Annotated in this window: 24 protein-coding genes; 14 read left to right on the top strand and 10 right to left on the bottom strand. The window is 71.0% G+C overall.

The genetic code is table 11. From position 1 onward, the window contains the following. Positions 1-53: 53 nt before the first annotated feature. Positions 54-1091 carry a LacI family DNA-binding transcriptional regulator gene (locus tag G5T42_RS10375; protein WP_165128294.1) on the bottom strand — a complete coding sequence of 346 codons (1038 nt, stop codon included), beginning with the start codon at positions 1089-1091 and terminating at the stop codon, positions 54-56. Between the two features lie 270 nt (positions 1092-1361). Between G5T42_RS10375 and G5T42_RS10380 the strand changes: the two genes are divergently transcribed. From G5T42_RS10380 to G5T42_RS10390, 3 genes are all read left to right on the top strand, one after another. Continuing rightward, a complete protein-coding gene (locus G5T42_RS10380; RefSeq protein ID WP_165128296.1) occupies positions 1362-2690 on the top strand; it encodes an ABC transporter substrate-binding protein in 1329 nt (442 codons plus the stop codon). A 107-nt stretch (positions 2691-2797) separates the two neighbouring features. Beyond that, on the top strand, positions 2798-3937 hold the full coding sequence (locus G5T42_RS10385) for a sugar ABC transporter permease (protein ID WP_165128298.1): 1140 nt from the start codon (positions 2798-2800) through the stop codon (positions 3935-3937). Then, complete coding sequence (locus G5T42_RS10390) at positions 3937-4902, top strand: carbohydrate ABC transporter permease (protein WP_165128300.1); 966 nt, start codon at positions 3937-3939, stop codon at positions 4900-4902. The genes G5T42_RS10385 and G5T42_RS10390 overlap by 1 nt, the downstream gene beginning before the upstream one ends. Positions 4903-5042: 140 nt before the next feature. Here the strand turns inward: G5T42_RS10390 and G5T42_RS10395 are convergent, their stop codons facing one another. Together G5T42_RS10395 and G5T42_RS10400 are read right to left on the bottom strand one after the other, a co-directional pair. Next, a complete protein-coding gene (locus tag G5T42_RS10395) occupies positions 5043-5780 on the bottom strand; it encodes a DUF305 domain-containing protein (protein WP_165128302.1) in 738 nt (245 codons plus the stop codon). Between the two features lie 4 nt (positions 5781-5784). Next, positions 5785-6498 (bottom strand): DUF3105 domain-containing protein, encoded by a 714-nt coding sequence (locus G5T42_RS10400; protein ID WP_165128304.1) that lies wholly within the window; start codon positions 6496-6498, stop codon positions 5785-5787. Positions 6499-7008: 510 nt separating this feature from the next. Between G5T42_RS10400 and G5T42_RS10405 the strand changes: the two genes are divergently transcribed. Further along, entirely contained in the window at positions 7009-8241 is a 1233-nt protein-coding gene (locus G5T42_RS10405) for a multidrug effflux MFS transporter (protein WP_241246063.1), read from the top strand. Positions 8242-8250: 9 nt separating this feature from the next. Here G5T42_RS10405 and G5T42_RS10410 read toward each other — a convergent pair whose 3' ends face one another. Next, on the bottom strand, positions 8251-8760 hold the full coding sequence (locus G5T42_RS10410) for a nitroreductase family deazaflavin-dependent oxidoreductase (protein WP_165128306.1): 510 nt from the start codon (positions 8758-8760) through the stop codon (positions 8251-8253). Between the two features lie 159 nt (positions 8761-8919). Here G5T42_RS10410 and G5T42_RS10415 point away from each other — a divergent pair, with 159 nt between their 5' ends. The 6 genes from G5T42_RS10415 (at position 8920) to G5T42_RS10440 (ending at position 16845) form a co-directional block, all read left to right on the top strand. Next, complete coding sequence (locus G5T42_RS10415) at positions 8920-9627, top strand: phosphatase PAP2 family protein (RefSeq protein ID WP_165128308.1); 708 nt, start codon at positions 8920-8922, stop codon at positions 9625-9627. Between the two features lie 38 nt (positions 9628-9665). Beyond that, positions 9666-11615, top strand: coding sequence for a helicase HerA-like domain-containing protein (locus tag G5T42_RS10420; RefSeq protein ID WP_165128310.1), 1950 nt, complete (start codon positions 9666-9668; stop codon positions 11613-11615). Positions 11616-11734: 119 nt separating this feature from the next. After that, complete coding sequence (locus G5T42_RS10425; RefSeq protein ID WP_165128312.1) at positions 11735-14185, top strand: FdhF/YdeP family oxidoreductase; 2451 nt, start codon at positions 11735-11737, stop codon at positions 14183-14185. A 126-nt stretch (positions 14186-14311) separates the two neighbouring features. Then, positions 14312-15910 (top strand): SDR family oxidoreductase, encoded by a 1599-nt coding sequence (locus tag G5T42_RS10430; protein WP_165128314.1) that lies wholly within the window; start codon positions 14312-14314, stop codon positions 15908-15910. A 9-nt stretch (positions 15911-15919) separates the two neighbouring features. Then, a complete protein-coding gene (locus G5T42_RS10435) occupies positions 15920-16420 on the top strand; it encodes a MogA/MoaB family molybdenum cofactor biosynthesis protein (protein ID WP_165128316.1) in 501 nt (166 codons plus the stop codon). Then, complete coding sequence (locus tag G5T42_RS10440) at positions 16417-16845, top strand: molybdenum cofactor biosynthesis protein MoaE (RefSeq protein WP_165128318.1); 429 nt, start codon at positions 16417-16419, stop codon at positions 16843-16845. The genes G5T42_RS10435 and G5T42_RS10440 overlap by 4 nt, the downstream gene beginning before the upstream one ends. 149 nt (positions 16846-16994) lie before the next feature. Here G5T42_RS10440 and G5T42_RS10445 read toward each other — a convergent pair whose 3' ends face one another. From G5T42_RS10445 to G5T42_RS10470, 6 genes are read right to left on the bottom strand one after another with little or no spacing between them, the layout of a single operon-like run. Further along, the gene (locus G5T42_RS10445) at positions 16995-17228 is read right to left on the bottom strand and encodes a MoaD/ThiS family protein (protein ID WP_165128320.1); all 234 of its coding nucleotides are present in this window, start codon (positions 17226-17228) and stop codon (positions 16995-16997) included. Continuing rightward, complete coding sequence (locus G5T42_RS10450; protein WP_165128322.1) at positions 17228-17497, bottom strand: DUF6457 domain-containing protein; 270 nt, start codon at positions 17495-17497, stop codon at positions 17228-17230. Before G5T42_RS10450 ends, G5T42_RS10445 begins: the two co-directional genes overlap by 1 nt. After that, on the bottom strand, positions 17494-18147 hold the full coding sequence (locus G5T42_RS10455; RefSeq protein WP_165128324.1) for an NTP transferase domain-containing protein: 654 nt from the start codon (positions 18145-18147) through the stop codon (positions 17494-17496). Before G5T42_RS10455 ends, G5T42_RS10450 begins: the two co-directional genes overlap by 4 nt. Next, positions 18144-18662: a cyclic pyranopterin monophosphate synthase MoaC gene (moaC, locus tag G5T42_RS10460; RefSeq protein ID WP_165128326.1), complete on the bottom strand. Its 519-nt coding sequence runs from the start codon at positions 18660-18662 to the stop codon at positions 18144-18146. Before moaC ends, G5T42_RS10455 begins: the two co-directional genes overlap by 4 nt. After that, a complete protein-coding gene (gene glp / locus G5T42_RS10465; protein WP_165128328.1) occupies positions 18659-19912 on the bottom strand; it encodes a gephyrin-like molybdotransferase Glp in 1254 nt (417 codons plus the stop codon). The genes moaC and glp overlap by 4 nt, the downstream gene beginning before the upstream one ends. Further along, entirely contained in the window at positions 19909-21012 is a 1104-nt protein-coding gene (locus tag G5T42_RS10470) for a HesA/MoeB/ThiF family protein (protein ID WP_165128330.1), read from the bottom strand. The genes glp and G5T42_RS10470 overlap by 4 nt, the downstream gene beginning before the upstream one ends. Before the next feature lie 99 nt (positions 21013-21111). Between G5T42_RS10470 and G5T42_RS17495 the strand changes: the two genes are divergently transcribed. The 4 genes from G5T42_RS17495 to G5T42_RS10485 are packed head-to-tail and all read left to right on the top strand — an operon-like array spanning position 21112 to position 24204. Further along, positions 21112-21510: a TOBE domain-containing protein gene (locus tag G5T42_RS17495; RefSeq protein ID WP_206535624.1), complete on the top strand. Its 399-nt coding sequence runs from the start codon at positions 21112-21114 to the stop codon at positions 21508-21510. Next, entirely contained in the window at positions 21507-22298 is a 792-nt protein-coding gene (modA, locus tag G5T42_RS10475) for a molybdate ABC transporter substrate-binding protein (RefSeq protein WP_206535625.1), read from the top strand. Before G5T42_RS17495 ends, modA begins: the two co-directional genes overlap by 4 nt. Next, positions 22295-23098 carry an ABC transporter permease gene (locus G5T42_RS10480; RefSeq protein WP_165128334.1) on the top strand — a complete coding sequence of 268 codons (804 nt, stop codon included), beginning with the start codon at positions 22295-22297 and terminating at the stop codon, positions 23096-23098. The genes modA and G5T42_RS10480 overlap by 4 nt, the downstream gene beginning before the upstream one ends. Next, entirely contained in the window at positions 23074-24204 is a 1131-nt protein-coding gene (locus tag G5T42_RS10485) for an ABC transporter ATP-binding protein (protein ID WP_165128336.1), read from the top strand. The genes G5T42_RS10480 and G5T42_RS10485 overlap by 25 nt, the downstream gene beginning before the upstream one ends. Positions 24205-24263 lie beyond the last annotated feature (59 nt).

Genomic DNA, 24263 nt, shown 5'->3' on the forward strand with positions numbered 1-24263 from the left:
CGCGAAGGACGGCGATGCTGACGCCGCTCGGGCCGGCGCGCCGATGCCCCCACCTAGGCGGAGGGAGCCGCGCCCGCGCCCACGGCCACCGAGGGGACACCCTGCGGCGGAGCGGTCGAGTTCCGCACGATGAGGGTCGCCTGCAGCCGGACGTGCTCGATCGGCGCACCGGGCTCACGGAGGCGGCGGAGGAGCAGCTCGGCGGCCTGCGAGCCCTGCGCATGCGGGGACTGCTCGAGCGTCGTCAGCGAGAACATCTCCGCGTACTCGTGGTTGTCGATGCCGACGACGCTGAGCGCGCTGGGCACGGGGAGTCCCAGTCGACGCGCGGCGATGATCGCGCCGATGGCGACCTCGTCGCACGCGCCGACGATCGCCGTCGGGCGGCGCCGAGAGTCGCCCAGGAGGTCGACGGCCGCCGCGTACCCGCCGGGCATCGTCACGGCCGACATGATGTGCGACGGGCGGAGCCCGGCATCCGTCATCGTCGCCTCGTAGCCGAGCATCCGCACATGGTCGACGTGCGCCCAGTGCGGACCCCCGCCTCCGAGGAACGCGATGCTCGTGTGGCCGAGCTCCACGAGGTGCTCGGTCGCGCGCCGCGCGGCGTGCTCGTCGTCGAGCGCGACGACGCTCGTCCGGCCGTTCTGGCCCACGACGCTCACCAGCGGGCACCCGATGGCGACCAGTCGTTCGAGCTCGTTGTCGCTCGGCTCGAGGCCCACGGCGATGAGCCCGTCGAACCGCTTGCGGGCCAGGAAGTCCTCGAACACGCGCCGGCGGCCCTCGGTGCCGGGGCGCGCGTCGTAGAGCGTCAGGTCGTAGCCGTGGCGGAGCAGCGAGTCCTGGATGCCCTCGAGCACCTCCGCGAAGAACCACCGGCTCACGTACGGCATGACCACACCGATGTTCTGGCTGCGGCCCGTCGCCAGGCTCACGGCGGCCGTCGAAGCGACATAGCCGAGGGATGCCGCGATCCCGAGCACGCGCTCGCGCGTGGCCTCCGAGACGTAGCCGCTCCCCGTCAGCGCCCGGCTGGCGGTCGCCTTCGAGACGCCCGCGGCGCGAGCGACATCCGCGATCCCGGCCATGCGACTCCTCTCCGAGCGGGCCGTCCCGTGGACCGTGCCCCGCCGAGCACCTTCGCTCGCGAATTCCGCAGCCCCTGGAACCGATTCCAGGATGCCGGGTCGACTTCGCCCAGGTAAACGTCCGCCGGAGCACGGTTACGCAGTTGTGATTATGAGTTGATTGTGCGCCGGCCGGGAAATCGCCTAGCGTGAGCCATGGAAGCGGTTCCGCACTTCCCGTGCCCGCTTCCAAGGGATCAGCGTCCCTGCACCACTCGAAGAGGAGGACTCATGAAGACATTGAGACGAGGACGCGTCCTCATCTCAGCCGCGGTCCTGGGCATGACGGGCCTCGCGCTCGCGGCATGCTCCGGCGGACCGGGGCAGACGAACGAGGGAGGTGGTGGCTCGGGCGACAACACCGTCACGATCTACGGCACGATCGCCGACACCGAGGCCGAACTCCTCGAACAGTCCTGGGCGGACTGGGAGAAGGAGAACGACATCGACATCAAGTACGAGTCGTCGAAGGAGTTCGAGCAGCAGATCGCCGTGCGCGCCCAGGGCGGGAACGCACCGGACATCGCGATCTTCCCGCAGCCCGGTCTGATGGCCGACATGGCCAAGCGCGGCTACCTCAAGGAGGCCCCGCAGGCCGTCGCCGACAACGTCGCGAAGAACTGGACCGAGGACTGGGCCAACTACGGCACCGTCGACGGCACGCTCTACGGCGCGCCGCTCATGGCGAGCGTCAAGGGCTGGGTCTGGTACTCGCCCAAGCTCTTCGCCGAGAAGGGCTGGGAGGTGCCCAGCGACTGGCAGGGGCTCCTCGACCTGACCGCTCAGATCCAGGCCGACACGGGCAAGCCGCCGTGGTGCATCGGGTTCGGATCGGATGCCGCGACCGGATGGCCCGGCACCGACTGGATCGAGGACATCGTCCTGCGCCAGTCCGGCACCGACGTCTACGACGACTGGGTGGCCAACAAGGTGCCCTTCACCGACCCGAAGATCAAGTCGGCGTTCGACGAGTTCGGGAAGATCGCCCTGAACCCGCAGTACGTCAACGCGGGCTTCGGTGACATCGGCACGATCGTGACGACGCCCTTCGGCGACCCGGCATCGGCGCTCGTGAAGGGCGACTGCGTGCTTCACCACCAGGCCTCGTTCTACGACGGCTTCATCACCGACGCGGGTGGCACGGTCGCCGAGGACGGCGACATCTGGGCGTTCCTCACGCCTGGCTTCGGCGGAGGCGACGCCTCCGGTGACGTCGTGACCGGTGGTGGCGAGATCGTCGGCGCGTTCAGCGACGACGAGGCGACGCAGAAGGTGCAGGAGTACCTGTCGAGCGAGGACTGGGCGAACAGCCGCGTCAAGCTCGGCGGTGTCATCAGCGCCAACAAGGGCCTCGACCCGGACAACGCCTCGAGCAACATCCTGAAGGAGGCCATCCGCATCCTTCAGAGCGACGAGACGACCTTCCGCTTCGACGCGTCCGACCTGATGCCCTCGGCAGTGGGTGCGGGCACGTTCTGGAAGGGCATGATCGACTGGGTCAACGGCACGCCGACCGACACGGTCCTGGAGCAGATCCAGGCCGGCTGGCCCTCGAGCTGATCGGCGAGTGAGAGCGGAGCCGCGCCGTCCACCGGGGCGGCTCCGCTTCTCACCCCTCGCCGGACTTCCGTGATTCCCGAGTCCACCGAAGCACTCGAAAGGAACCCATGTCCGTCTCCTCGTTCTTCCAGTGGCTGAGCACGCTGTCGCCCTGGTTGCAGATCCCGATCGTCGTCGGCGTCTTCGTGATCGTCGTCGGTCTGATCCTGTTCTTCATCGAGATCGCCCCGCGACCGGGTCGGATGTACACGATCATCCGCCTGGCCGCCTGCGTACTCGGTCCGGCCCTCGTGCTCTGGCTGCTGCAGTCGTACCAGTGGGCGATCGGCGCGGCCGCGGTGCTCGGCCTTCTCTTCTTCTTCCTCGACCGGCGCGCCAAGGGCGGTCAGGGATCGCTCTTCCAGCTCGTCGGGTTCCTGACCCCCGCGCTCCTCCTCGTGGGGGTGGGGCTCGTGGTCGCCACGATCCAGACGACCGTGCAGTCGTTCATGAACTCGTCGAGCACGCAGTTCGTGGGCTGGGACAACTACGTCTGGATCTTCACCAACCCGCAGAACGTGCGCGTCATCATCAACACGGTCCTGTGGGTGCTGATCGCCCCAATCGTCTCGACGGCGGCGGGCCTCGCCTACGCGTACTTCATCGACAAGATCCGCGGGGAGAAGTACTACAAGATCTTCGTCTTCCTGCCGATGGCGATCTCGTTCGTGGGCGCGTCCATCATCTGGCGGTTCATGTACACGTACCGTCCGCCGCAGGGCGAGCAGATCGGCTTCCTCAATCAGGTGATCGTGTGGTTCGGCGGTCAGCCCATCAACTTCCTGTCGGTCGAGCCGTGGAACAACCTGTTCCTCATCGTCGTGTTCATCTGGATCCAGACCGGCTTCGCCATGGTGCTGCTGTCGGCAGCCATCAAGGGCGTCCCCACCGAGCAGATCGAGGCGGCCGAGCTCGACGGCACCAACGGCTGGCAGAAGTTCTGGAACGTCATCGTCCCGGGCATCCGCGGTGCGCTGATCGTCGTGCTCACGACGATCTCGATCGGCTCGCTGAAGGTGTTCGACATCGTCCGCACCATGACGGCGGGCGCCTCGAACACCTCGGTGCTCGCCAACGAGGTCTACACGCAGTTCCGCAGCTTCGAGGCCGGCCGCTCGGGAGCGTTCGCCGTGATCCTGTTCCTGCTGGTGACCCCGATCATCGTGTACAACGCGATCCAGCTCAAGAAGCAGAGGGAGCTCCGCTGATGACCGTCGCACCCATCGATCTCCCGATCGACGACCAGGACGCCCGCCGCATCAAGCGCGGTGAAGCGCAGCTCGAGACTCCGCTGCGCCGCACGAAGCGCCGGCTCACCTCGCGCTGGGCGACCGCGGTGGCGATCCTGATCGCGATCGCCTGGACGATCCCCACCTTCGGCCTGTTCATCTCGTCCTTCCGTCCGGCCCAGCTGATCCAGACCACCGGCTGGTGGACGATCTTCCAGAACTGGGGCTGGACGTTCGACAACTACGCCGAAGCGCTGCAGTCGGGCAACAGCCAGCTGAACATGGCACAGGCGTTCGTGAACTCGTTCGCGATCACGCTGCCTGCCGTGCTCATCCCCATCACGATCGGGATGCTGGCGGCCTACGCCTTCGCGTGGATGGACTTCCGAGGCAAGAACATCCTGTTCATCGGGGTCTTCGCGCTGCAGATCGTCCCGATCCAGATGGCCCTCGTGCCGCTTCTGCTGCTCTTCTCGAAGGGCACGATCTTCGGCTTCCCGATCATCCAGGCGATCGGCCAGGCCGGGTACGCGCAGGTGTGGATCGCGCATACGATCTTCGGCCTTCCGCTGATCATCTACCTGCTCCACAACTTCGTCTCGGAGATCCCGGGCGAGGTCATGGAGGCGGCGCGCATCGATGGCGCCGGGCACGGCCAGATCTTCTTCCGCATCATCCTTCCGCTCACGACGCCGGCCATCGCGGCGGTGGCGATCTTCCAGTTCCTCTGGGTGTGGGCCGACCTGCTCGTCGCCCTCATCTACGCCGACGGCGCGGTCGCGCCGATCACGAAGCTGCTGGCCGAGATGACGGGAAGCCGCGGGCAGGACTGGTATCTGCTCACCGCGGGCGCGTTCATCGCGCTCGTCGTGCCGCTCATCGTCTTCCTGTCGCTGCAGCGCTACTTCGTGCGAGGTCTCCTCGCGGGATCCACGAAGGGCTGACGCAGCGCGGATCGAGAGCTGAGAGAGGGTCGGCGGCCGGGGGCGCCGACCCTCTCTTACGCGGTGCCGCCGCCACTTGTGCGCTGCTGCGGTGTGACCTCCACGATCGCGGGACTCCACGGCCTCTAGGCCGAGAGACGTCAGGACGAGCAGCCGAGCCGCAGCTGCATCGAGGTCATCGCGTCGATCTCCGCCTGCTGCCCCTGCACGATCTTCTCGGCGACGGCTTTGACGCGCGGCACGCTGCCGAGCTCGATGACGGCCTGCGCCATCGGGATCGCCCCCTCGTGGTGGCGGATCATGAGCTCGAGGAACAGGCAGTCGGCTGCCGACCCCGTCGCGTCCTGGAGCTCGGCGATCTCGTCATCCGTCGCCATCCCCATGGCGGCGCGCAGTTCGGCATCTGTCGCCGTCCCGCTCGTCGCGGCGCCGCCGTGGCCGGCATGGCCGGCCGAGGCATCCGTCATCCAGGCCATGAGCGGCCCGCCCGTCTGCGGCAGACCCCACTGCACGAGCCAGTCGAACATCTCGCCGCGCTGGCCGGCCTGGCTCGTTGCGATGTCGTATGCCATGCGCCGCACGTCTTCGTCGTCGGTCTTGCGGTAGATCTCCATCGCCATCTCGATCGCCTGCGTGTGGTGCACCTGCATGTCGCGGGCGAAGCCGATGTCGGCGGGGTTCGGCCCGGCCGCCGTCTCCGCGGTGCCGAAGGTCGAGAACCGGCCGATCGCGAAGGCGAGGGCGGCGATCCCGATCCCGACGAGCAGGTAGACCCACCAGCGCGGGCGGACGGATGCCTCGGCCTCGGCGGAGTACGGAGGATCGGCGGGCTCGATCGATTCGGGCGCGCCGCCCTCGTCAGACCCCGCCGTGGTCATGGCGTCAGGAGACCTTGCCGGGCGCATCCAGCGCGCCCGAGCACAGGGCGCTGGGCTCGGGCACATCGGCGCTGCGCCAGTACTCCTCGAAGAACTGTCCGATGCGCGGGTCGTCGACGTCGTCGAGCTTCAGCTGGTGGTTCCAGTTCGACAGCACGACGGCAGACTCGAGCCCCTCGTAGGGGGAGAGGATGACGTAGCTCGATGGGAGGAACGACTTGAGAGTCGCGAGGTCGTCGCCGGACACCTTGGCGGCGTCGTAGGTGACCCAGACGGCGCCGTGCTCGAGGGAGTGGACGGCGTTCTCGTTCGGAACGGGCTGGTCGTAGATGCCGCAGTTGAGCCACACCTGGTTGTGCGGGCCGCCCGCGGGCGGGCTCTGCGGATAGTCGACCGTTCCCTCGACGTGCGACGTCTCGTTCTCGAAGGTCTCGACGCCCTCGATGTCGGCGCCCGTGCCGCCCGCCTCGTAGGTGGGCGGGGGCTTCGGCGCGAACACGATCGATGCGACGATCGCCGCGATGACGAGCACGGCCGCCGCGGAGCCGACGGCCCACCACACGATCTTGCCTCGTTTGCGCTTGGCGAGCTGCTTCTGGTACTCGGCCAGCTTCTCCTGGCGCTTCTGCTCGCGCTGCTGCTTGACGGTGGTGTTGATCTTCGCCTGCGTGGCGGGGTTGCCGCTCACGCGCTTCTCGTCGGGTGCTGTCGGGGTCATCTCGATGATCTCGGCTCGGGCGCCCGCGAAGGTTCTTCGGGCAGGGGCAGGAAACAGGCCCAGCCTATTCGAGTGCATGGGTTCGGGTCTGAGAGGGCGCCGACAACCTGGTTCCGCTAGGTCCGGACTGCGACCGACATGTGCGGGCTCGCGAATCCAGTCCGGTAAACTGATCCTCCGAATCGATTCGGTCTGTCGATTCTTCTGCTCCGCGCGTCCCCCGTCGCTCTGCCAGCCCTCTTCCTGCGCCTGAACCGTACGCGGTGTCGACGCGCCGTCCCGCTCCATCGTCACCGAAGTGAATACGCCTTGCTCGACACCGCCTCCATCCCCACGCAGAAGCCCGCCGCCCACACCCATGCCGTGACCGCTGCGGCGCCGGCCGCCCCGGCGCCCCCCGCCCCGACGCGTGCGCCGAACGAGCCCCGGCCCTCCACCGGCTCCGTGCGACTCCCGTCGTCGACGGGCGCCATCCGCACGCTCGGCTCCAACCCGGCCACCGCGCCGATCATGCTTCACCCCGGGGACTCGATCCCCAAGCGGCGCCGCACGCTCTACATCATCCTGCTGGGCGCACTCACGGCTCTCGGGCCCTTCACGATCGACCTCTACCTTCCGGCCTTCCCCGTTCTGGAGGCCGAGTTCAACACGACCGCCGCGGCGATCCAGCTGACTCTGACCGGCACGATGATCGGCTTCGGCCTCGGGCAGCTCATCGTCGGTCCGCTGTCCGACAAGGTGGGAAGGCGGGTGCCGCTCCTTTCGGTCACGGCGCTCCACGTCCTGGCGAGTCTCGGTGCCGCGATGGCGCCGACTCTCGAGCTCCTCTCCGCCGCGCGCGTGGTGCAGGGGGCCGGTGCTGCGGCCGGCGGTGTGGTCGCCGCGGCGATCGTGCGCGATCTCTTCGGCGGGCGCCGTCTCGTGGTGATGCTGTCGCGCCTCGCCCTGGTCTCCGGTGTCGCGCCTGTGCTCGCGCCGCTCGTCGGGTCGACCCTGCTCCTGGTCATGCCGTGGCGCGGCGTCTTCGTCGTGCTCGCGGTCTACGGCGCGGTCATGCTCGTGTGCGCCACGATCTTCCTGCCCGAGACCCTTCCGCCCGCACGCCGCCACGGCGGCAAGGGCTCGACCACCGTCTGGCAGCGCTACCGCGGCGTCCTGAGCGACCGCGTCTTCATCGGCGTCCTGATCATCGGCGGCATGACGTTCAGTGGACTCTTCTCTTACCTCTCGTCGTCGTCGTTCCTGTTCCAGCTCGACTACGGCTTCGACGCCCAGCAGTACGGCATGCTGTTCGCCGTCAACTCCCTCGGCGTGGTGCTCGGCGTGCAGACGGCCTCCCGTCTCGCGGCGCGCTTCGGGCCTCAGTGGGTTCTGGCCTGGTCGACCGCCGTGCTCGTAGTTGCGGCATCCGCCATCATCGTCACCGACCAGCTGGGCTTCGGCATCTGGGGAACCATCGTGCCGCTCTTCTTCTTCATGACGGCGTGCGGCTTCACCTTCCCGTGCGTGCAGGTGCTCGCACTCGACCGCCACGGCAAGGCGGCGGGTACGGCGCAGTCGATCATCGGGTTCACGAACTTCGGGGTCGCCGGCCTCATCTCACCGCTCGTCGGCTGGATCGCGCGGGATGCCGGCATCACGCCGACGACGATGGCGTCGGTCATGGCCGCCTGTGCGGTCGTGGCCGTTCTGTCGCTCTGGTTCGTCGTGCGTCCCCGCACCGTCGAGCGCCTCGCTCCGTAACGCTTCGCCCTATCCGACCGCGGCCGGCTCGCGACGCACCGGCTGCAGCAGGAAGAGCCGGACCGCTCGCCCGGACTCCCGTTCGTAGTTGCGATACCCGGGCCACTGCGTCTCGATGAGCGCCCACGTCTCGTCGCGCTCGTCGTCGGGGATCGGGGTCGCGCGGACCGCCATGCGCCGTCCGCGCACAGTGGTCTCGGCGTCGGGGTCAGCGAGCAGATTCTGGGTCCACGCGGGATGCCGTGCGCCGGCGAAGTTGGTTCCCGCGACGATCGCCCGCCCGCGGCCGTCGGGCGTGTACATGAGCGGCGCATCGCGCGGCTCGCCCGACTTCGCGCCGGTGGTGTGCAGGACCAGCGACGGCACGAGCAGTGCGCTCAGTTGAACCCGGCCGCGCGTCAGCCGGGCCAGGAGCCGTTCGATGGGAGGAAGCAGGCGAGGCCCGATGAAGCGTCGGAAGACGCGGGTGCGACTCAGCGGCGCGATGACCGCGCGGACGGTGTCGACGACGGCGCTCATGCCGTCATCCTTGCCGTATCGCGCGCGCTTCGCGAGGTGTTCGCGTCCGGCGCGGCGACAGCGACGCTCTTCGGGCGGGCGGCGTCCCGGCAGTTGCACGACGCCACGCCGAAGCGCAAGGGGAAGCATCCTTCTGGACGACAGGGCCACAATGGGCCGATGGACCGTCAGGAGATCCGCGCCGCGGTGGGGCAGCCCCCGAGCAGGGACGCCGCCTTCCCGCAGCGGCTGCCCTTCATCGTGGTCGGAATCGTGCTCATCGCAGGCGCGGCAGGCCTCGGGGGGTGGATCCTCTTCCGCGGAGACCCGCCCTTCGCGATCGACGTCTGGTGGGACCAGACGCTCGCGGCGTGGCATTCCCACTTCATGACGACCTTCTCGTTCGTCATGAACTTCCTGGGCGGGGGGTGGTTCGGCGTCTTCGTCGTGCCCATCGTCGTCGGGGGCATCCTGCTGTTCCTCCGAAGGCCGTGGGCTGCGATGTACTTCATCGCCGCCTCGGTGGCCTCGGCCATGTTCGTGCAGATCCTCAAGCACACCTTCGGTCGCGCGCGTCCCGAAGACATCATCGTGCTGAGCGACTTCGGCTCGTTCCCGTCGGGACACGTGGCGAATGCCGCGACGGTTGCCGTCGCTCTCATGGTGATCTTCCCCTCGATCTGGACCGTGATCGGCGGTGTCGTCTGGGTGTTGCTCATGGCACTCAGCCGCACCTATCTGCACGCGCACTGGCTGAGCGACACCCTCGGCGGGGCGATGGTGGGCACGGGAGTGGCCCTGCTGCTCGCCGCCCTCTTCCTCCCCCTCATGGCGCGCGATCCGCGTCTCAGACGCGCGGATGCCGCGCTCACGCGCAGCGCTGGATGACCCGGCTCGGCGCAACGGGCCGTCGCTAGGCTGAGCGCATGAGCGACCCCGCCGCCACCGATCCCGCCGTCGCCGCCGCCGAAGCCGAGCTCGCCCGGCTGCGCGCCGAAGCCGAGGCCGCCGAGGCCCAGCTCAAGGCCGCGCAGGCGAAGGCGGCCCTGGCCGCCGCCGAGGCGGAGGCTGCGAAGGCGCGAGCCGCGGGCGGAGCGCCGGGTTCCGGGACCGGGCCCGCGGCGCCAGTGGACGCGGCACCTGCGCCCGCGACGGTGGAGCAGTCGGCATTGGGGCCCGCGGGAGCGCCGACGGAGGCTCCGACCACTCAGGAACCGAATCCTGCGCCCGTGCACCCGACTGCGACCACCGGTCCTCTCGATACGGACGCCGTGGCCGCGATCGTCCGGGGCTACACCTTCGAGGCGACGACCCTCGACCTCGGGGCGCTGGTCAACGGCGATCCTGTGCCGGAGGCGCAGATCCGGATCCCGCTCGGCATGATGAACCGCCACGGGCTCGTCGCCGGTGCCACGGGCACGGGCAAGACCCGCACGCTGCAGGGGCTCGCCGAGCAGCTCGCCGCGAAGGGCGTGCCGGTCTTCGCCGCCGACATCAAGGGCGACCTGTCGGGCGTCGCGACGCCCGGCGAGCCGAACGAGAAGCTCCTCGCGCGCACGCGGGCGATCGGGCAGGACTGGAAGCCCGAGGCATCCGTCACCGAGTACTTCGCGCTCGGCGGCATCGGCAAGGGGGTGCCCGTCCGGGCGACGGTGAGCGGGTTCGGGCCGCTGCTGCTGAGCAAGGTGCTGGGCCTCAACGAGACGCAGGAGTCGAGCCTCGGCCTCGTCTTCCACTACGCCGATGAGCACGGGCTGGCGCTCGTCGACCTTTCGGACCTCCGCGCCGTGCTCACGTACCTCACGAGCGACGAGGGCAAGGCTGAGCTGAAGACCCTCGGTGGGCTGTCGGCCGCGACGGCCGGCGTCATCCTGCGCGAGCTCATCACGTTCGCGGATCAGGGCGCTGATGTGTTCTTCGGCGAGCCGGAGTTCGAGGTGGGCGAGTTCCTGCGGACGGCGGCCGACGGTCGCGGCATCATCTCGCTCCTCGAGGTGCCCGGTGTCGCCGATAAGCCGGCGCTGTTCTCGACGTTCCTGATGTACCTGCTCGCGGAGCTGTTCGAGATCCTGCCCGAGGTGGGCGACCTCGACAAGCCCAAGCTCGTGTTCTTCTTCGACGAGGCGCACCTCCTGTTCAAGGACGCCTCGAAGGATTTCACGGCGGCGATCGTGCAGACGGTCCGCCTCATCCGCTCGAAGGGCGTCGGCGTCTTCTTCGTGACCCAGACGCCCAAGGACGTGCCGGGCGACGTTCTCGCTCAGCTGGGCTCGCGCGTGCAGCACGCCCTCCGTGCGTTCACCCCGGATGACGCGAAGGCCCTGCGAGCGACGGTCGGGACCTATCCGAAGTCGGGCTACGACCTCGAGCGCACGCTTCAGGAGCTGGGAACGGGCGAGGCGATCGTCACCGTCATGAGCGAGAAGGGTGCGCCGACGCCCGTCGCATGGACGCGCCTGCGCGCGCCGCAAGGACTCATGTCGCCGACGCCCGAAGCGCAGATCGGCGCGGCGGTCGCGGCATCCCCGCTCCTGGCGAAGTACGGCACCGCCGTCGATCCCCAGTCCGCGCGCGAGATCCTCACGGCCAAGATGAACGCCGCCGCCGAGGCGGCCGCCGCGGAGGCGGCGGCGCTCGCGAAGGCGAAGGCGGATGCCGAGTACGCCAAGCAGCAGGCCGCGATCGAGAAGCAGCAGGCCGCCGCCGAGAAGAGGGCGCGGGCCGAGTACGACCGGATCCTCAAGAAGACGTCGGGTACGACACGCACGTCGCGGGCCCAGCGGAAGTCGCCCCTCGAGTCGATCCTGAACTCGAAGTCGACGCAGACGATCTTGTCGGGGGTCATCCGGGGAGTCTTCGGCACGGGCCGCCGCTGAACCGCTCCCGTTCAGCGATAGGTTCCGGATCCCGGGCACCGGCACCGACCTAGCATGGAGAGAGGCCGCGGCATCGTCCGCCCGGCCGGACGCCACGCGAGGAAGCACCGGTAGACAGCATGGCCAAGCCCGCACCCACCGCCGACATCGACGAGTCGAAGGTCACACACGGGAAGGCGAAGAAGGTCGCGGTCGGCGTGCCCGCCGTGATCCGCTCGCTGCAGATGTCCAACGACCAGATGGGCATCACGCGCAGCGTCCAGACGCTGCTGCGGGTCAATCAGAAGGACGGCTTCGACTGCCCGGGCTGCGCCTGGCCCGAGAACGACCACCGTCACATCGCCGAGTTCTGCGAGAACGGCGCGAAGGCGGTCGCCGAGGAGGCGACGCTGCGCCGCATCGGCGCGGAGTTCTTCGCCGAGCACTCGCTCGCCGACCTCGAGAGGCACGACGACTGGTGGCTCGGGCAGCAGGGCCGCCTCACCGAGCCGATGGTGCTCGAAGAGGGAGCGACGCACTACCGGCCGATCTCGTGGGACGACGCACTCCACGAGATCGCGTCCGCGCTGAAGAAGCTCGACGACCCGAACGAGGCCGTCTTCTACACGTCCGGGCGCACCTCCAACGAAGCGGCGTTCCTGTACCAGCTGCTCGTCCGGGGCCTCGGCACGAACAACCTTCCCGACTGCTCGAACATGTGCCACGAGTCGTCCGGATCCGCCCTGACCGAGACGATCGGCATCGGCAAGGGGACGGTCTCGATCGACGACATCTACGAGGCCGACCTGATCATCGTCGCCGGGCAGAACCCCGGGACGAACCACCCGCGCATGCTGAGCGCCCTCGAGAAGGCCAAGCAGAACGGCGCCAAGATCATCGCCGTGAACCCGCTGCCCGAAGCCGGGCTCATGCGGTTCGAGAACCCGCAGACGGTGCGGGGAGTCGCGTTCGGCGGAACGAAGCTCGCCGATCAGTTCGTGCAGATCCGCCTCGGCGGCGACCAGGCGCTCTTCCAGGCGATCGGCAAGCACCTGCTGGAGGCCGACCCCTCGACCGGCTCAGGGACCGGTGAGGCGGTGCTCGATCGCGCCTTCATCGACGACCACACAAGCGGCTTCGAGGCCTATCGGCAGGCGATGGCGGATGCCTCGTGGTCCGAGCTCGTCCAGGCCACCGGGCTCCCCGAGAAGACGCTCCGCCGCGTCGGCGAGGCCGTGCGTACCTCGAAGGCGACGATCGTGTGCTGGGCGATGGGGCTGACGCAGCACAAGCACTCCGTCCCGATGCTCCGCGAAGTTGTGAACCTGCTCCTCCTGCAGGGCAACATCGGCCGAAAGGGAGCGGGCGTCTGCCCGGTCCGCGGGCACTCCAACGTGCAGGGCGATCGCACCGTCGGCATCTACGAGAAGCCGTCGACGGCGTTCCTCGATGCGCTGGACGCCGAGTTCTCGTTCTCCGCCCCGCGCGAGTACGGCTACGACACCGTGCAGGCGATCCGGGCGATGCGCGACGGGAAAGTACGCTTCTTCATGGGCATGGGCGGCAACTTCGTGCTCGCCACCCCCGACACCGGGGTGACCGAGCCGGCGATGCGGAACGTCGACCTCACCGTCCAGGTGTCGACGAAGCTCAACCGCTCGCACGTCGTGACGGGCAAGCGCGCGATCATCCTCCCGACTCTCGGCCGTACCGACCGCGACCGCCGAGGCGGCGTCGAGCAGCGCGTCTCCGTCGAGGACTCGATGGGCGCCGTGCACTCGTCCCGGGGGCGGCTCGCGCCGCCCGCCGAGGACCTTCTGAGCGAGGTCGCCATCGTCGCTCGGCTCTCGGCGCTCGTCTTCAGAACGGATGCCTCGGCCGAGCCCACGCCGGTGGGCACGGGCGTGCACGATCTCGAGCAGATCGATCGCGAGCAGGTCGAGCGCTCGCCCGCCGAGGAGGCGGCCGCGCCGCAGGTTCCGGCATCCGGTCGCCCCGCGAACGCGCCGCGTGCCGACTGGGCGGCGCTCGAAGCGGACTACGCCCTCATCCGCCACCACATCGAGAACGTCGTGCCCGGCTTCGACGACTACGAGAAGCGCATCGACAAGGGCGGCACGCTCCACCTGCCCAACGGGCCTCGCGATGCGCGCACGTTCGCGACGGCCGACGGCAAGGCCCGCTTCACGGTGAACGCGCTCGAGTATCCCCGCATCCCGCGCGGACGGCTGCTGCTGCAGACGCTCCGCTCGCACGATCAGTACAACACGACGATCTACGGCAAGGACGACCGGTACCGCGGCATCCACGGCGGGCGGCGTGTCGTGCTCGTCAACGCCAAGGACATCCGCGCGCTCGGCTTCGAAGAGGACGAGATCGTCGACCTCGTCTCGGAGTGGGTGGGTCCGGACGGCGTGGTGCAGGAGCGTCGCGCCGAGGAGTTCCGCGTCGTCGCGTATCGGACGCCGCGAGGGAACGCGGCCGCGTACTATCCCGAGACGAACGTCCTGGTGCCGCTCGACTCGGTCGCCGACGTGAGCGGCACCCCGACCTCCAAGTCGGTGGTCGTCCGGCTCGAGCACCGTGGCTAGCCCGGCGTCCTCGTCCGGCGGTGGTGTGCCGTCGCCTGCCGAGGCCGCATGGTGCGCCGGGAAGCACGAGCCTGCGCCGGACGCAAGATCTGGCCGAGGCATCCGTCACGACGTAGCGTCGCTCGCGTGACCGATATCGCCTCGCCGTCCGGCCAGGAACCCGCCCTCCGCGCCATCGCTCGCGCCGACGGTGAGCCGCCGCGGGCGCTCGTGCTCGGCGCGACCGGGTACATCGGCGGCAGGCTCGTTCCTCGGCTGCTGACGGCGGGATATCGTGTGCGCGTCCTCGCCCGGGATGCGACGCGTGTCTCGACGTTCGAGTGGTCCGAGCGGGTCGAGGTGGTCGTCGGGGCCGCGGCGGACTCCGCCGCGCTCGCCGAAGCCGTCCAGGACGTCGACGTGCTCTACTACCTCATCCACTCGATGTCGTCGGGCAAGGAGTTCGAGGAGGCTGACCGCGCGGCCGCGCGCACCGTGGCCGAAGCGGCCGCCGCGACTCGCCCGCGAGGGACGGAGGCGGCGACGGATGCCGCGTCCGAGGCGACAGCCGATAGGGGTGCGGGCGGCGTCTCGCGCATCGTCTACCTCGGCGGGCTCCACCCGGACGACGCCGACCTCTCGCCGCACCTGCGCTCGCGCGTCGAGGTGGGGGAGATCCTCCTCGCATCGGGCGTGCCGACCCTCGTGCTGCAGGCCGGAGTCGTGATCGGATCGGGCTCGGCGTCGTTCGAGATGGTGCGGCACCTCACCGAGGTGCTCCCGTACATGCCGGCGCCGAAGTGGGTGCGCAACCGCATCCAGCCGATCGCTGTGCGCGACGTCCTCTACTACCTCCTCGCGGCCGCACGCGTCGCACCCGACGTGAACCGCGCCGTCGACATCGGCGGACCCGACGTCCTGCGCTACGGGCAGATGATGAACGGCTACGCCGTCGAGGCCGGGCTTCCCCAGCGGGCGATCGCGGCGCTGCCGGTGCTGACGCCTCGCCTCGCCTCGCACTGGGTCAATCTCGTGACGCCTATCCCTCGCTCGATCGCCCGCCCCCTCGTCGAGTCGCTGCAGAACGACTGCGTCGTGAAGAACCGCGACATCGACGCCATCATCCCGCCGCCGGAGGGCGGCCTGACGCCGTATCGCCGCGCGGTGGACCTCGCCCTGGGCCGCGAGAGCGAGGACCGCGTCGAGACGAGCTGGCTCGACGCCGAGGTGCTCGGCGTTCCGAGCGACCCGCTTCCGAGCGACCCCGACTGGGCGGGGCGCACCGTCTTCACCGACGCGCGCACGGCGCACACGAGCGCCGACCCGGCGCGGCTGTGGGCGGTCATCGAGGGCATCGGCGGCGTCAACGGCTGGTACTCGCAGCCGCTCCTGTGGGCCATCCGCGGCTGGATGGACAAGCTCGTCGGCGGCGTCGGCCTCGCGCGCGGCCGACGCAGCCGCTCCCGCCTCGAGGTCGGCGACGCGCTGGACTTCTGGCGGGTCGAGGCGATCGAACCGGGACGGATGCTGCGGCTCCGGGCCGAGATGAAGGTCCCGGGCGGCGCGTGGCTCGAGCTGCGCGCCAGCCCGGAGGGCGATGGGTCGCGCTATGACCAGAGAGCGGTGTTCTTCCCGCGCGGGCTCAGCGGGCGCCTCTACTGGCTCGCGGTCCTGCCGTTCCACGGCTTCATCTTCCGCGGGATGGCCAATCGCATCACCGCCACCGCGGAGGGCAGGGGCTCGTAGGCTGAAGGCATGAGCTACGCCGCCGCCGTCATCACGGTGTCCGACCGCTCCGCGGCGGGCGACCGCCCCGACACCGCCGGTCCTGCGGCCGTAGCGGAACTCGTCCGCGCGGGCTTCGAATGCGATGAGCCGATCGTCGTCCCCGACGGCGCCGAGAGCGTCGAGCGGGCCCTCCTGGCCGTGCTCGCGGGCGGGGCGCGTCTCATCGTGACGACGGGCGGCACGGGTGTCGGGCCGCGCGATGAGACGCCCGAGGGAACCGCCCGGGTGATCGGACGCCCGGTTCCGGGCATCGCCGAGGAGCTCCGGCGATTGGGCGCTGCCGAGACGCCGGGCGGCATGATCTCGCGGGGACTGTCCGGGGTCGTCGACCCGGTGCCGGGCGTGACGGCGGGTGCTCTGATCGTGAACCTTCCGGGATCGCCGAAGGCCGTGGCATCCGGAATGCCGGTCATCCTCTCGGTGGCGCGGCACGTCATCGATCAGCTCGCGGGCGGAGACCACTCATGAGCGGCGTGCGTCTCGCGACGATCAGCGATCGGGCCCTCGACCTCGAGGCCCACCTGGCCGCGGTCGACGACCCGGCGTGCGGGGCCGTGACGACGTTCGTCGGGCGCGTGCGAGATCACGATCCGGATGCCGCCACCTCGGTCGTCGCGCTCGAGTACACCGCGCATCCCGACGTCGAAGAGACCCTGCGGCGTCTCGCCACCGAGGCGATCGGCGAGACCGGCGCCCTCGTCGCCGTGAGCCACCGTGTCGGGCGCCTCGCCGTCGGAGACCTCGCGGTGGTCATCGCCGTCGCGTCGTCGCACCGGGCCGAGGCGTTCGACGTGTGCCGGACGCTCATCGAGACGATCAAGACAGACCTGCCGGTGTGGAAGCGTCAGGTCGAGGCCGACGGGACGACGGCGTGGAAGGGCCTGGGCGGCTGAGCAGCGGCATTCCCCCGCGGCGATGTGCGGGTCCGGTGACCGTCGACCGGCATGGTGCCGCGGCTGAGGGCTCTCCTCTCCCATTCACCCGCGGCGATGTGCGGGTCCGCTGACCGCCGACCCGCGAGATGCCGCGGATTTGCGAAGGCCTAGCCGCCCGCGAAGGGCGGCAGCACGTCGACGAGATCGTCGGTGCCGAGAGGGGTGGCGTCATCGACGCGCGCGCCGCCTACGAGGACGGCGCAGCGGGGGAGGATGCCGCCGAGCCCCGGGTGGTCGGACGAGACGGCCGACCGCAGCTCGCCGAGCGTGCGCTCGCCGCGGTGCTCGGCCTCGAGCCCGGTGGCCTCGGCCGCGGCGGCGAAGTAGCGGACGCGCGCCATCAGGCTTCCCAGCCCTGGGCGAGCTCGACCACGGCGGCGACGGCGGACTCGACATCCTCCTGCGACCCTCCCGCGCGCCCCGCGACGAGGCCGGCGACGAAGGCGCTCAGCGGCGCGGCCGGTCGTGCGACGCCGTTCGCCGCCTCGCGCGCGAGATCCAGGATGAGTGAGATCGGCACGTCGCCGTCGGCGAGGCCGAAGCGCTCGCGCATCGCGGCGGCCCACGCGTCGAGCGCCTCGGGGGGAAGGGTGCGGGATGCCTCGGTCATGACTCCTCCTCGGCGGCGGGCGGTGGCGTGCCGCGCGCCGCGGCTTCGCGGGCTCTGTGGAGATCCTCCCACGTGTCGACATCCGCGGTCAGGTCATCGGACGCCGCGACCACGGCGACGGCGAGATCCGCGAGCAGCTCGCGCACGGGCGCGTGGCGACCGGCGTGCGGCATGGCGCGCGCCGCCTCTCGAAGCGCTCGCGTGCGGTAGACGCCGGTGAGCCATTGCGGGCGGCTCGAGGCATCCGCGAGGCACAGTCCTTCGGTGTCGGCCGGGAGGAGGACGACGTCGGACGCGAGCCGCTCGACCGCCGCACCGACCTGGGGGAGGTCGCAAGCGAGCACGAAGGTCCACTCGGGCGCGCGTTCCCAGAGGTCGGAGCGGCCGAAGGCGGCGACGATGCCTGCGACGGGTCCGCCGAAGGGCGGGTCGTCCGCGACCCACTCGACCTCGAGGCTCTCGTCCAGCACGGGAGCCGCCACGACCAAGGGGTGCGCCTGCGCCGCGCGGGCCGCGTCCACCGCCCGCGACAGAAGAGTGCGTCCTCCGACGTCGAAGAGCGGCTTGACGGCGCCGTCGACGCGGGTCGCGCGGCCGCCGGCGAGGAGGATCGCGCCGAACGTCGGCCCGCCGGGGTCGAGTCCGCTCACGACTCGACGACGGGCGCGTCGGCGTCGGCGTCCGAGGGGATGATCTCGCCCGGCCGCGTCCAGCGGCCGGACCGGCCGCCCTCTTTCGCCGTGATCCGGACGCTCTCGATCGACGTCGCCTTGTCGAGCCCCTTCACCATGTCGACGATCGCGAGGGCGGCCACCGACACGGCGGTGAGCGCCTCCATCTCGACGCCGGTGCGATCCGCGGTGCGGACGGTGGCTTCGATCTCGACGCCGTCATCGACGATCGCGAGGTCGACGGCCGCGCCGTGGACCCCGATGACGTGGGCGAGGGGAAGCAGGTCGGGGGTGCGCTTCGCCGCCTGGATGCCGGCGATGCGGGCGACGGCCAGCACGTCTCCCTTCGGCACGCTGCCGTCGCGGAGGGCCGCCACGACCTCGACCGAGCACCGCACGAAGCCCCGCGCCGTCGCCGCGCGGACTGTCGGCTGCTTCGCCGTAACGTCGACCATGCGCGCGCGACCGGACTCGTCGAGGTGCGTGAAGCTCATGAGATCAGCATGACATCGACGAGATCGCCGGGTGCCACGGCATCCGTCTCCGCTCCCACGATCGCGTAGGCCTCAGCCCGGGCGAGCCCGCCGGCCAGATGCGATCCCGAGCCGCCGCCGGTCGCGGGCCGGACGGTCCAGCGCGCCGGGTCGGAACGGTCGATCGCGGCCGGGAGGTACTGACGCCGGCCGGGAGGCGTGCGCCACGCCGTCTGCGCCGGCAGTCGCAGGATCGGGCGTTGGAGCTCGCTGCGGCCCTGCAGCGCGAGGAGCGCGGGCCGGACGAACACCTCGAACGAGACCGCCGCGCTCACCGGGTTCCCCGGCAGCCCGAAGAGCAGCACCCCGTCGTCGGTCGCGCCGAATCCCTGCGGCTTGCCCGGCTGCATCCGGACCCCGGTGAACTCCATCGCGCCGGTGAGCAGCGTCTTGACGGGCTCGTACGCTCCCGCGCTGACTCCGCCCGTGAACACCACCGCGTCAGCACCGAGAGCAGATGCCTCGGCGATGGCCCGCAGCGGTCCGTCGCCGTCGTCGGGCACACTGAGCCGGAGCACGACCTCGGCGCCGGCGCCCGCGACGAGCCCCGCGAGAAGCTCGCTGTTCGACTCGGGGATCTGGCCGCGCTCCAGCGGCGAGCCGGGGGCGACGAGCTCGGACCCGGTCGAGACGACGACGACACGGGGATGCTGCGACACGACGACCTCGGCCACCCCGGCCGCGGCAGCCGCCGCGAGCTGGAGGGCGCCCAGCTCCACGCCCGCGGGCAGGAGCTCGTCGCCGACGACGGCGTCCTCGCCGCGGCGGCGGACGTGCGCGCCCGCGCGACGCGGCGCCCGCACGACGACGATCTCGCCGAGGGAATCCGCGAGGCCTCCGGCGGTGTCCTCGAAGGGGACGATCGCGTCGGTCGCCGTGGGGACGGGGGATCCCGTCATGATCCGGGCCGCCTCACGAGGTGCGACCGGAGGGTCGAGGGCCGTGCCGGCGGGCAGATCGGCGACGACCCGGAGCCGCACCGGACGGTCGGGCGAGGCATCCATGACGTCGTCGAATCGCACAGCGAAGCCGTCCATCCCGGAGTTGTCGAAGACCGGGATGTCGACGCGGGCGCGGAGCGGCTCGCGGAGCGTCCGGCCGAGCGCCGCCGGAACCGGGATCGAACGAGCATCGACCAGCCCGATCGCCTCGACGCGCGAGAGGATCAGGGCCTGCTGCTCCTCGACCTCGCGCAGACCGTCCGCGCTCACGCGGACATCCGCGAGGCGCCGGACGCCTGCCACGCCTCGATGCCGCCGGCGAGGACCTCGGCGTCGACCCCGACCGCGCGAAGCGCCTCGGCGGCGCGGCGCGCGCGCATCCCGACCTGGCAGACCACCACCACGCGCCCCGTGGCCGGCACCGTCGACGGGTCAGCCAGCAGCTCGCCGAGGGGCACATGACGCGAGCCGGGGATCATCCCGAGCGCCACCTCATCGTCCTCCCGGACGTCGAGGATGACGGCACCCGCCAGCGCAGCCGGGCCGACGTACGGCACGACGGTCGCGGGATCGGGCAGCGGCGCGGGGGACGCGGCATCCGTCGTCGCACGGCGAAGCGCCACCTCGTGCTGCCGCGCACGCAGCCCGTCGACCACGAGGACGCGGCCGAGCAGCGACTCGCCGATCCCCGTCACGAGCTTGATCGCCTCGGTGGCCAGGAGGGCACCCACCTGCATGCAGAGCGCGCCGAGCACGCCGACGTCCGCGCACGAAGGCACTTCGCCCACGCTTCCCGAGGGATAGAGGTCGGCCAGCACGACGGGCGCGACATCGCCCGGCGGGCGGCTCCAGAAAACCGTGACCTGCGCGTCGAAGCCCTGGACGGTTCCCCAGACAAGAGGCACGCCGAGCTCTTCGCACGCGGATGCCACGGCTTCGCGGGTCTCGAACGTGTCGGTGCCGTCGATCACGACGTGTGCGCCGGCGAGGAGGCGCGCCGCATTGTCGGGGGTCAGGTGCTCGCGCACGGGGCGCACGACCGTCTCGGGGGCGAGGTCGGCAGCGGCGCGGACGGCGCTGTCGACCTTCGGCGCACCCACGTCGCCGACGCGGTGGAGGATCTGCCGCTGCAGGTTCGAGAGCTCGACGGCGTCGTCGTCGACGACGATCAGCTCGCCCACGCCGGCCGCGGCGAGCGCCAAGAGGACCGGTGAGCCGAGCCCGCCCGCGCCCACGACGGCGATGCGGGCGGCCGCGAGCCGGCGCTGCGCGACCTCGCCGAAGCCGATGAGCCGCGTGTGGCGCGCCGTGCGCACGCGCTCGGTCTCGCCGAGTGCGGCGACGGGCTCGACCAGCGGTGGCAGAGGCATGCATCCAGGGTATCCGCGGGTCGGACACCGGGATCGAGCGGCCGCAGATGCGGAGATTCCAGCCGATCCTCGCCGCAGATGCGGTGATATCCTCGGCCCATGCCGAGCTACAAGATCGCCGAGTCTGCTCGGCTCCTGGGCGTGAGCGACGACACCGTCCGGCGATGGGTCGAGCAGGGCGTCCTCCCGACGACGAATGCCACGCCCGCGGAGGTCCCGGGCGAAGCGCTCGCCGAGCGTGCGGTCGAGCTCGCCCGCGCGGCATCCGATCCCACGGACGTCCTCTCGAGCGCCCGCAACAGGTTCGTGGGTCTCGTGACGCGCGTGCAGGCCGACGGCATCATGGCCCAGGTCGACATCCAGGCGGGACCGCACCGCGTCGTGTCGCTCCTGTCGGCCGAAGCCGTGCGCGACCTCGGCCTCGAGGTCGGCTCGCTCGCCGTCGCGGTCGTCAAGGCCACCAACGTCATCGTCGAGACGCCCAAGGGGACTCTGTGAGACGCATCCTGGCGGCCGGAGCTGTCGCTCTCGCAGCGCTCCTCGCGACCGGCTGCGCGTCGTCGGCCGGCGATGCTGGGTCGGCGACGGCGCCCACCGGCGCGGGCGACGAGCTGACCGGCGACCTGACGATCTATGCGGCGGCGTCGCTCCAGGCCGCGTTCGACGAGCTCGCGACGGAGTTCGAGCAACGGCACCCGCAGATCGACGTGCAGCCGATCGTGTACGACGGATCGAGCACCCTCGCGACGCAGCTCCTCGAGGGCGCGCCCGCCGACCTCTTCGCATCCGCCGACGAGAACAACATGGCGAAGGTGACGGATGCCGGTCTCGCCGGCGACCCGGAGGTCTTCGCGACGAACACGCTCGTCATCGCGACGCCCGCGGGAGACCCCGGTGATGTCGAGAGCCTCGCGGACCTCGCCGACGACGGTGTCACGGTCGTGCTCTGCGCCCCCGAGGTGCCGTGCGGCGCGGCATCCCAGAAGCTCCTCGCCGACGCCGGGGTCAGCGTCAGCCCCGCGAGCTACGAGCAGAACGTCACCGCCGTGCTCACGAAGGTCGCCGCCGGCGAAGCCGATGCGGGCCTCGTCTACGCCACCGACGTCAAGGGGCGCACCGATGTCGACTCCATCGTGCCCGACGGCGCCGCCGAGGTCGTCAACCGCTACCCGATCGCGACGCTGAGGAACGCCGCGAATCGCGCGGCGGCGGCCGCCTTCCAAGCGTTCGTCCTCGGCCCGGACGGGCAGGCGGTGCTCGAGGCGCGCGGCTTCGGGAAGCCGTGAGACGTGAAGGGGCGGGCTTCGTCCCGCAGATCCTGCTGCTGCCTGCGGTCGTCGGTCTCGCGCTTCTCGTCCTGCCGCTTCTGACGCTGGTCGCACGCGTCGACTGGTCGACCCTCTGGGCCGATGTCACGGCACCGGAGGCGATCTCGGCCCTTCTTCTCTCGCTGGGCACGGGCCTCGTGGCGACCCTCGTGTGCGTCGTGCTCGGCGTGCCGCTCGCGCTGCTCATCGCACGAAGCGGCCCGCGCCTCGCGGGCGTGCTCCGGGCCCTCGTGACGGTTCCGCTCGTGCTGCCTCCCATGGTCGGGGGCATCGCTCTTCTCTTCCTGTTCGGTCGCACCGGCTGGCTCGGAGGAGCTCTGGCCGAGATCGGCATCCGTCTCCCGTTCTCGACGCCGGCGGTGGTCCTCGCACAGACGTTCGTCGCGCTGCCCTTCCTCGTGCTCGCTGTCGAGGGGTCGCTCCGCACGAGCGGCGTCGGGTATGAGCAGACGGCCGCCGCGCTGGGGGCCGGCCGCTGGACCATCCTGCGACGGGTCACTCTCCCTCTCGCCGGCCCCGGCCTGATCGCGGGCATCGTCCTGTGCTTCGCGCGCGCGGTCGGCGAGTTCGGCGCGACGGCCCTCTTCGCGGGCAACGCGCCGGGCGTGACGCAGACGATGCCGCTCGCGATCTACACGGCGTTCAACGGCGCGGGGATCACGCAGGGCTCGGCGGTCGCCCTCTCGCTCCTCCTGCTGGTGACGGCCATCGGCGTGCTGCTGCTCGTCCGGGCGTGGCGACCGGAGACGCCCCGGTGACCGGCGAGGCGCTCGATGCACGGGTGGTCGTGCCGCGACACGGCCTGGTGCTCGACGCGACGGTCGTCGCCGCGCCCGGTGAGGTCGTCGCCGTCATGGGGCCCAGCGGCGCCGGAAAGTCGACGCTCCTCGGCGCCATCGCAGGTCTGGTGCCACTGGGCGAGGGACATGTCCGGGTGGGCGGAAGGACACTGGATGCCGCACCCCGACCCCGCGCGCATGTGACGCCGTCGAAGCGCGGCGTCGTGCTCCTCGGCCAGGACCCGCGCGTGTTCCCGCACCTCACGGCGCACCAGAACGTCGCCTTCGGGCCGCTCGCGCGCGGCGTCGACAAGCCGACCGCCCATCGCGAAGCCGACGAATGGCTGTCGCGCGTCGGACTGGACGGGATGGGCGCCCGGCGCCCGGCGCAGCTCTCGGGCGGGCAGCAGCAGCGTGTCGCGATCGCCCGCGCCCTCGCCACGGCGCCGTCCCTTCTGCTGCTGGACGAGCCGCTGACGTCGCTCGACACCGAGACCGCCGCCGACATCCGGGCCATGGTGCGGGAGCAGCTCACCGCGACGCGGACGACGGCCGTCGTCGCGACGCACAACGCCGTGGACTCGGTGTCTCTCGCGGACCGGCTCGTCGTCGTCGAAGACGGCCGGGTGACACAGGCCGGACCCGTGCGCGACGTCCTCGCCGCCCCCGCGACGCGCTTCGTCGCCGCAGTCTCGGGACTCAACCGCGTCGTGGGCACACTCGCCTCGGACCGGTGGGCCAGCGGAGGGCTCGTCCTCGACGCCGGGCGTGGCGACGCGGGGGAGGAGGGACGTCTGGCCGCGGTGTTCTCGCCGGCTGCGGTGCGCCTGGAGCGGATCGACGGGGCGTCCGAGTCGGGGGCCGTGCCGCCCGAGGCATCCGACGGCTCCCCGCGCGATGCGGGGAAGTGGCTCGCGCGCGTCGTGCGCCTCGAGCAGACGCCCGCCGGCGTCCGCGTGCGGACGGCCGAGCCGGAGGTGGCCGTCGACCTCCCGGCCGACCGGGCTGCCGAGGCGGCTCTCGTGCCCGGCGCTCCGGTGCGTCTTCGCGTGGACGCCGGAGACGTGCGCTTCATCCCGGCGTGAGACGCCGGCCATCGCGGAGTGAGACGGCCCGGCATCGCTACCCGAGACGACGCACCCCC

The organism is Microbacterium sp. 4R-513 (genome assembly GCF_011046485.1).
GTDB lineage: Bacteria > Actinomycetota > Actinomycetes > Actinomycetales > Microbacteriaceae > Microbacterium.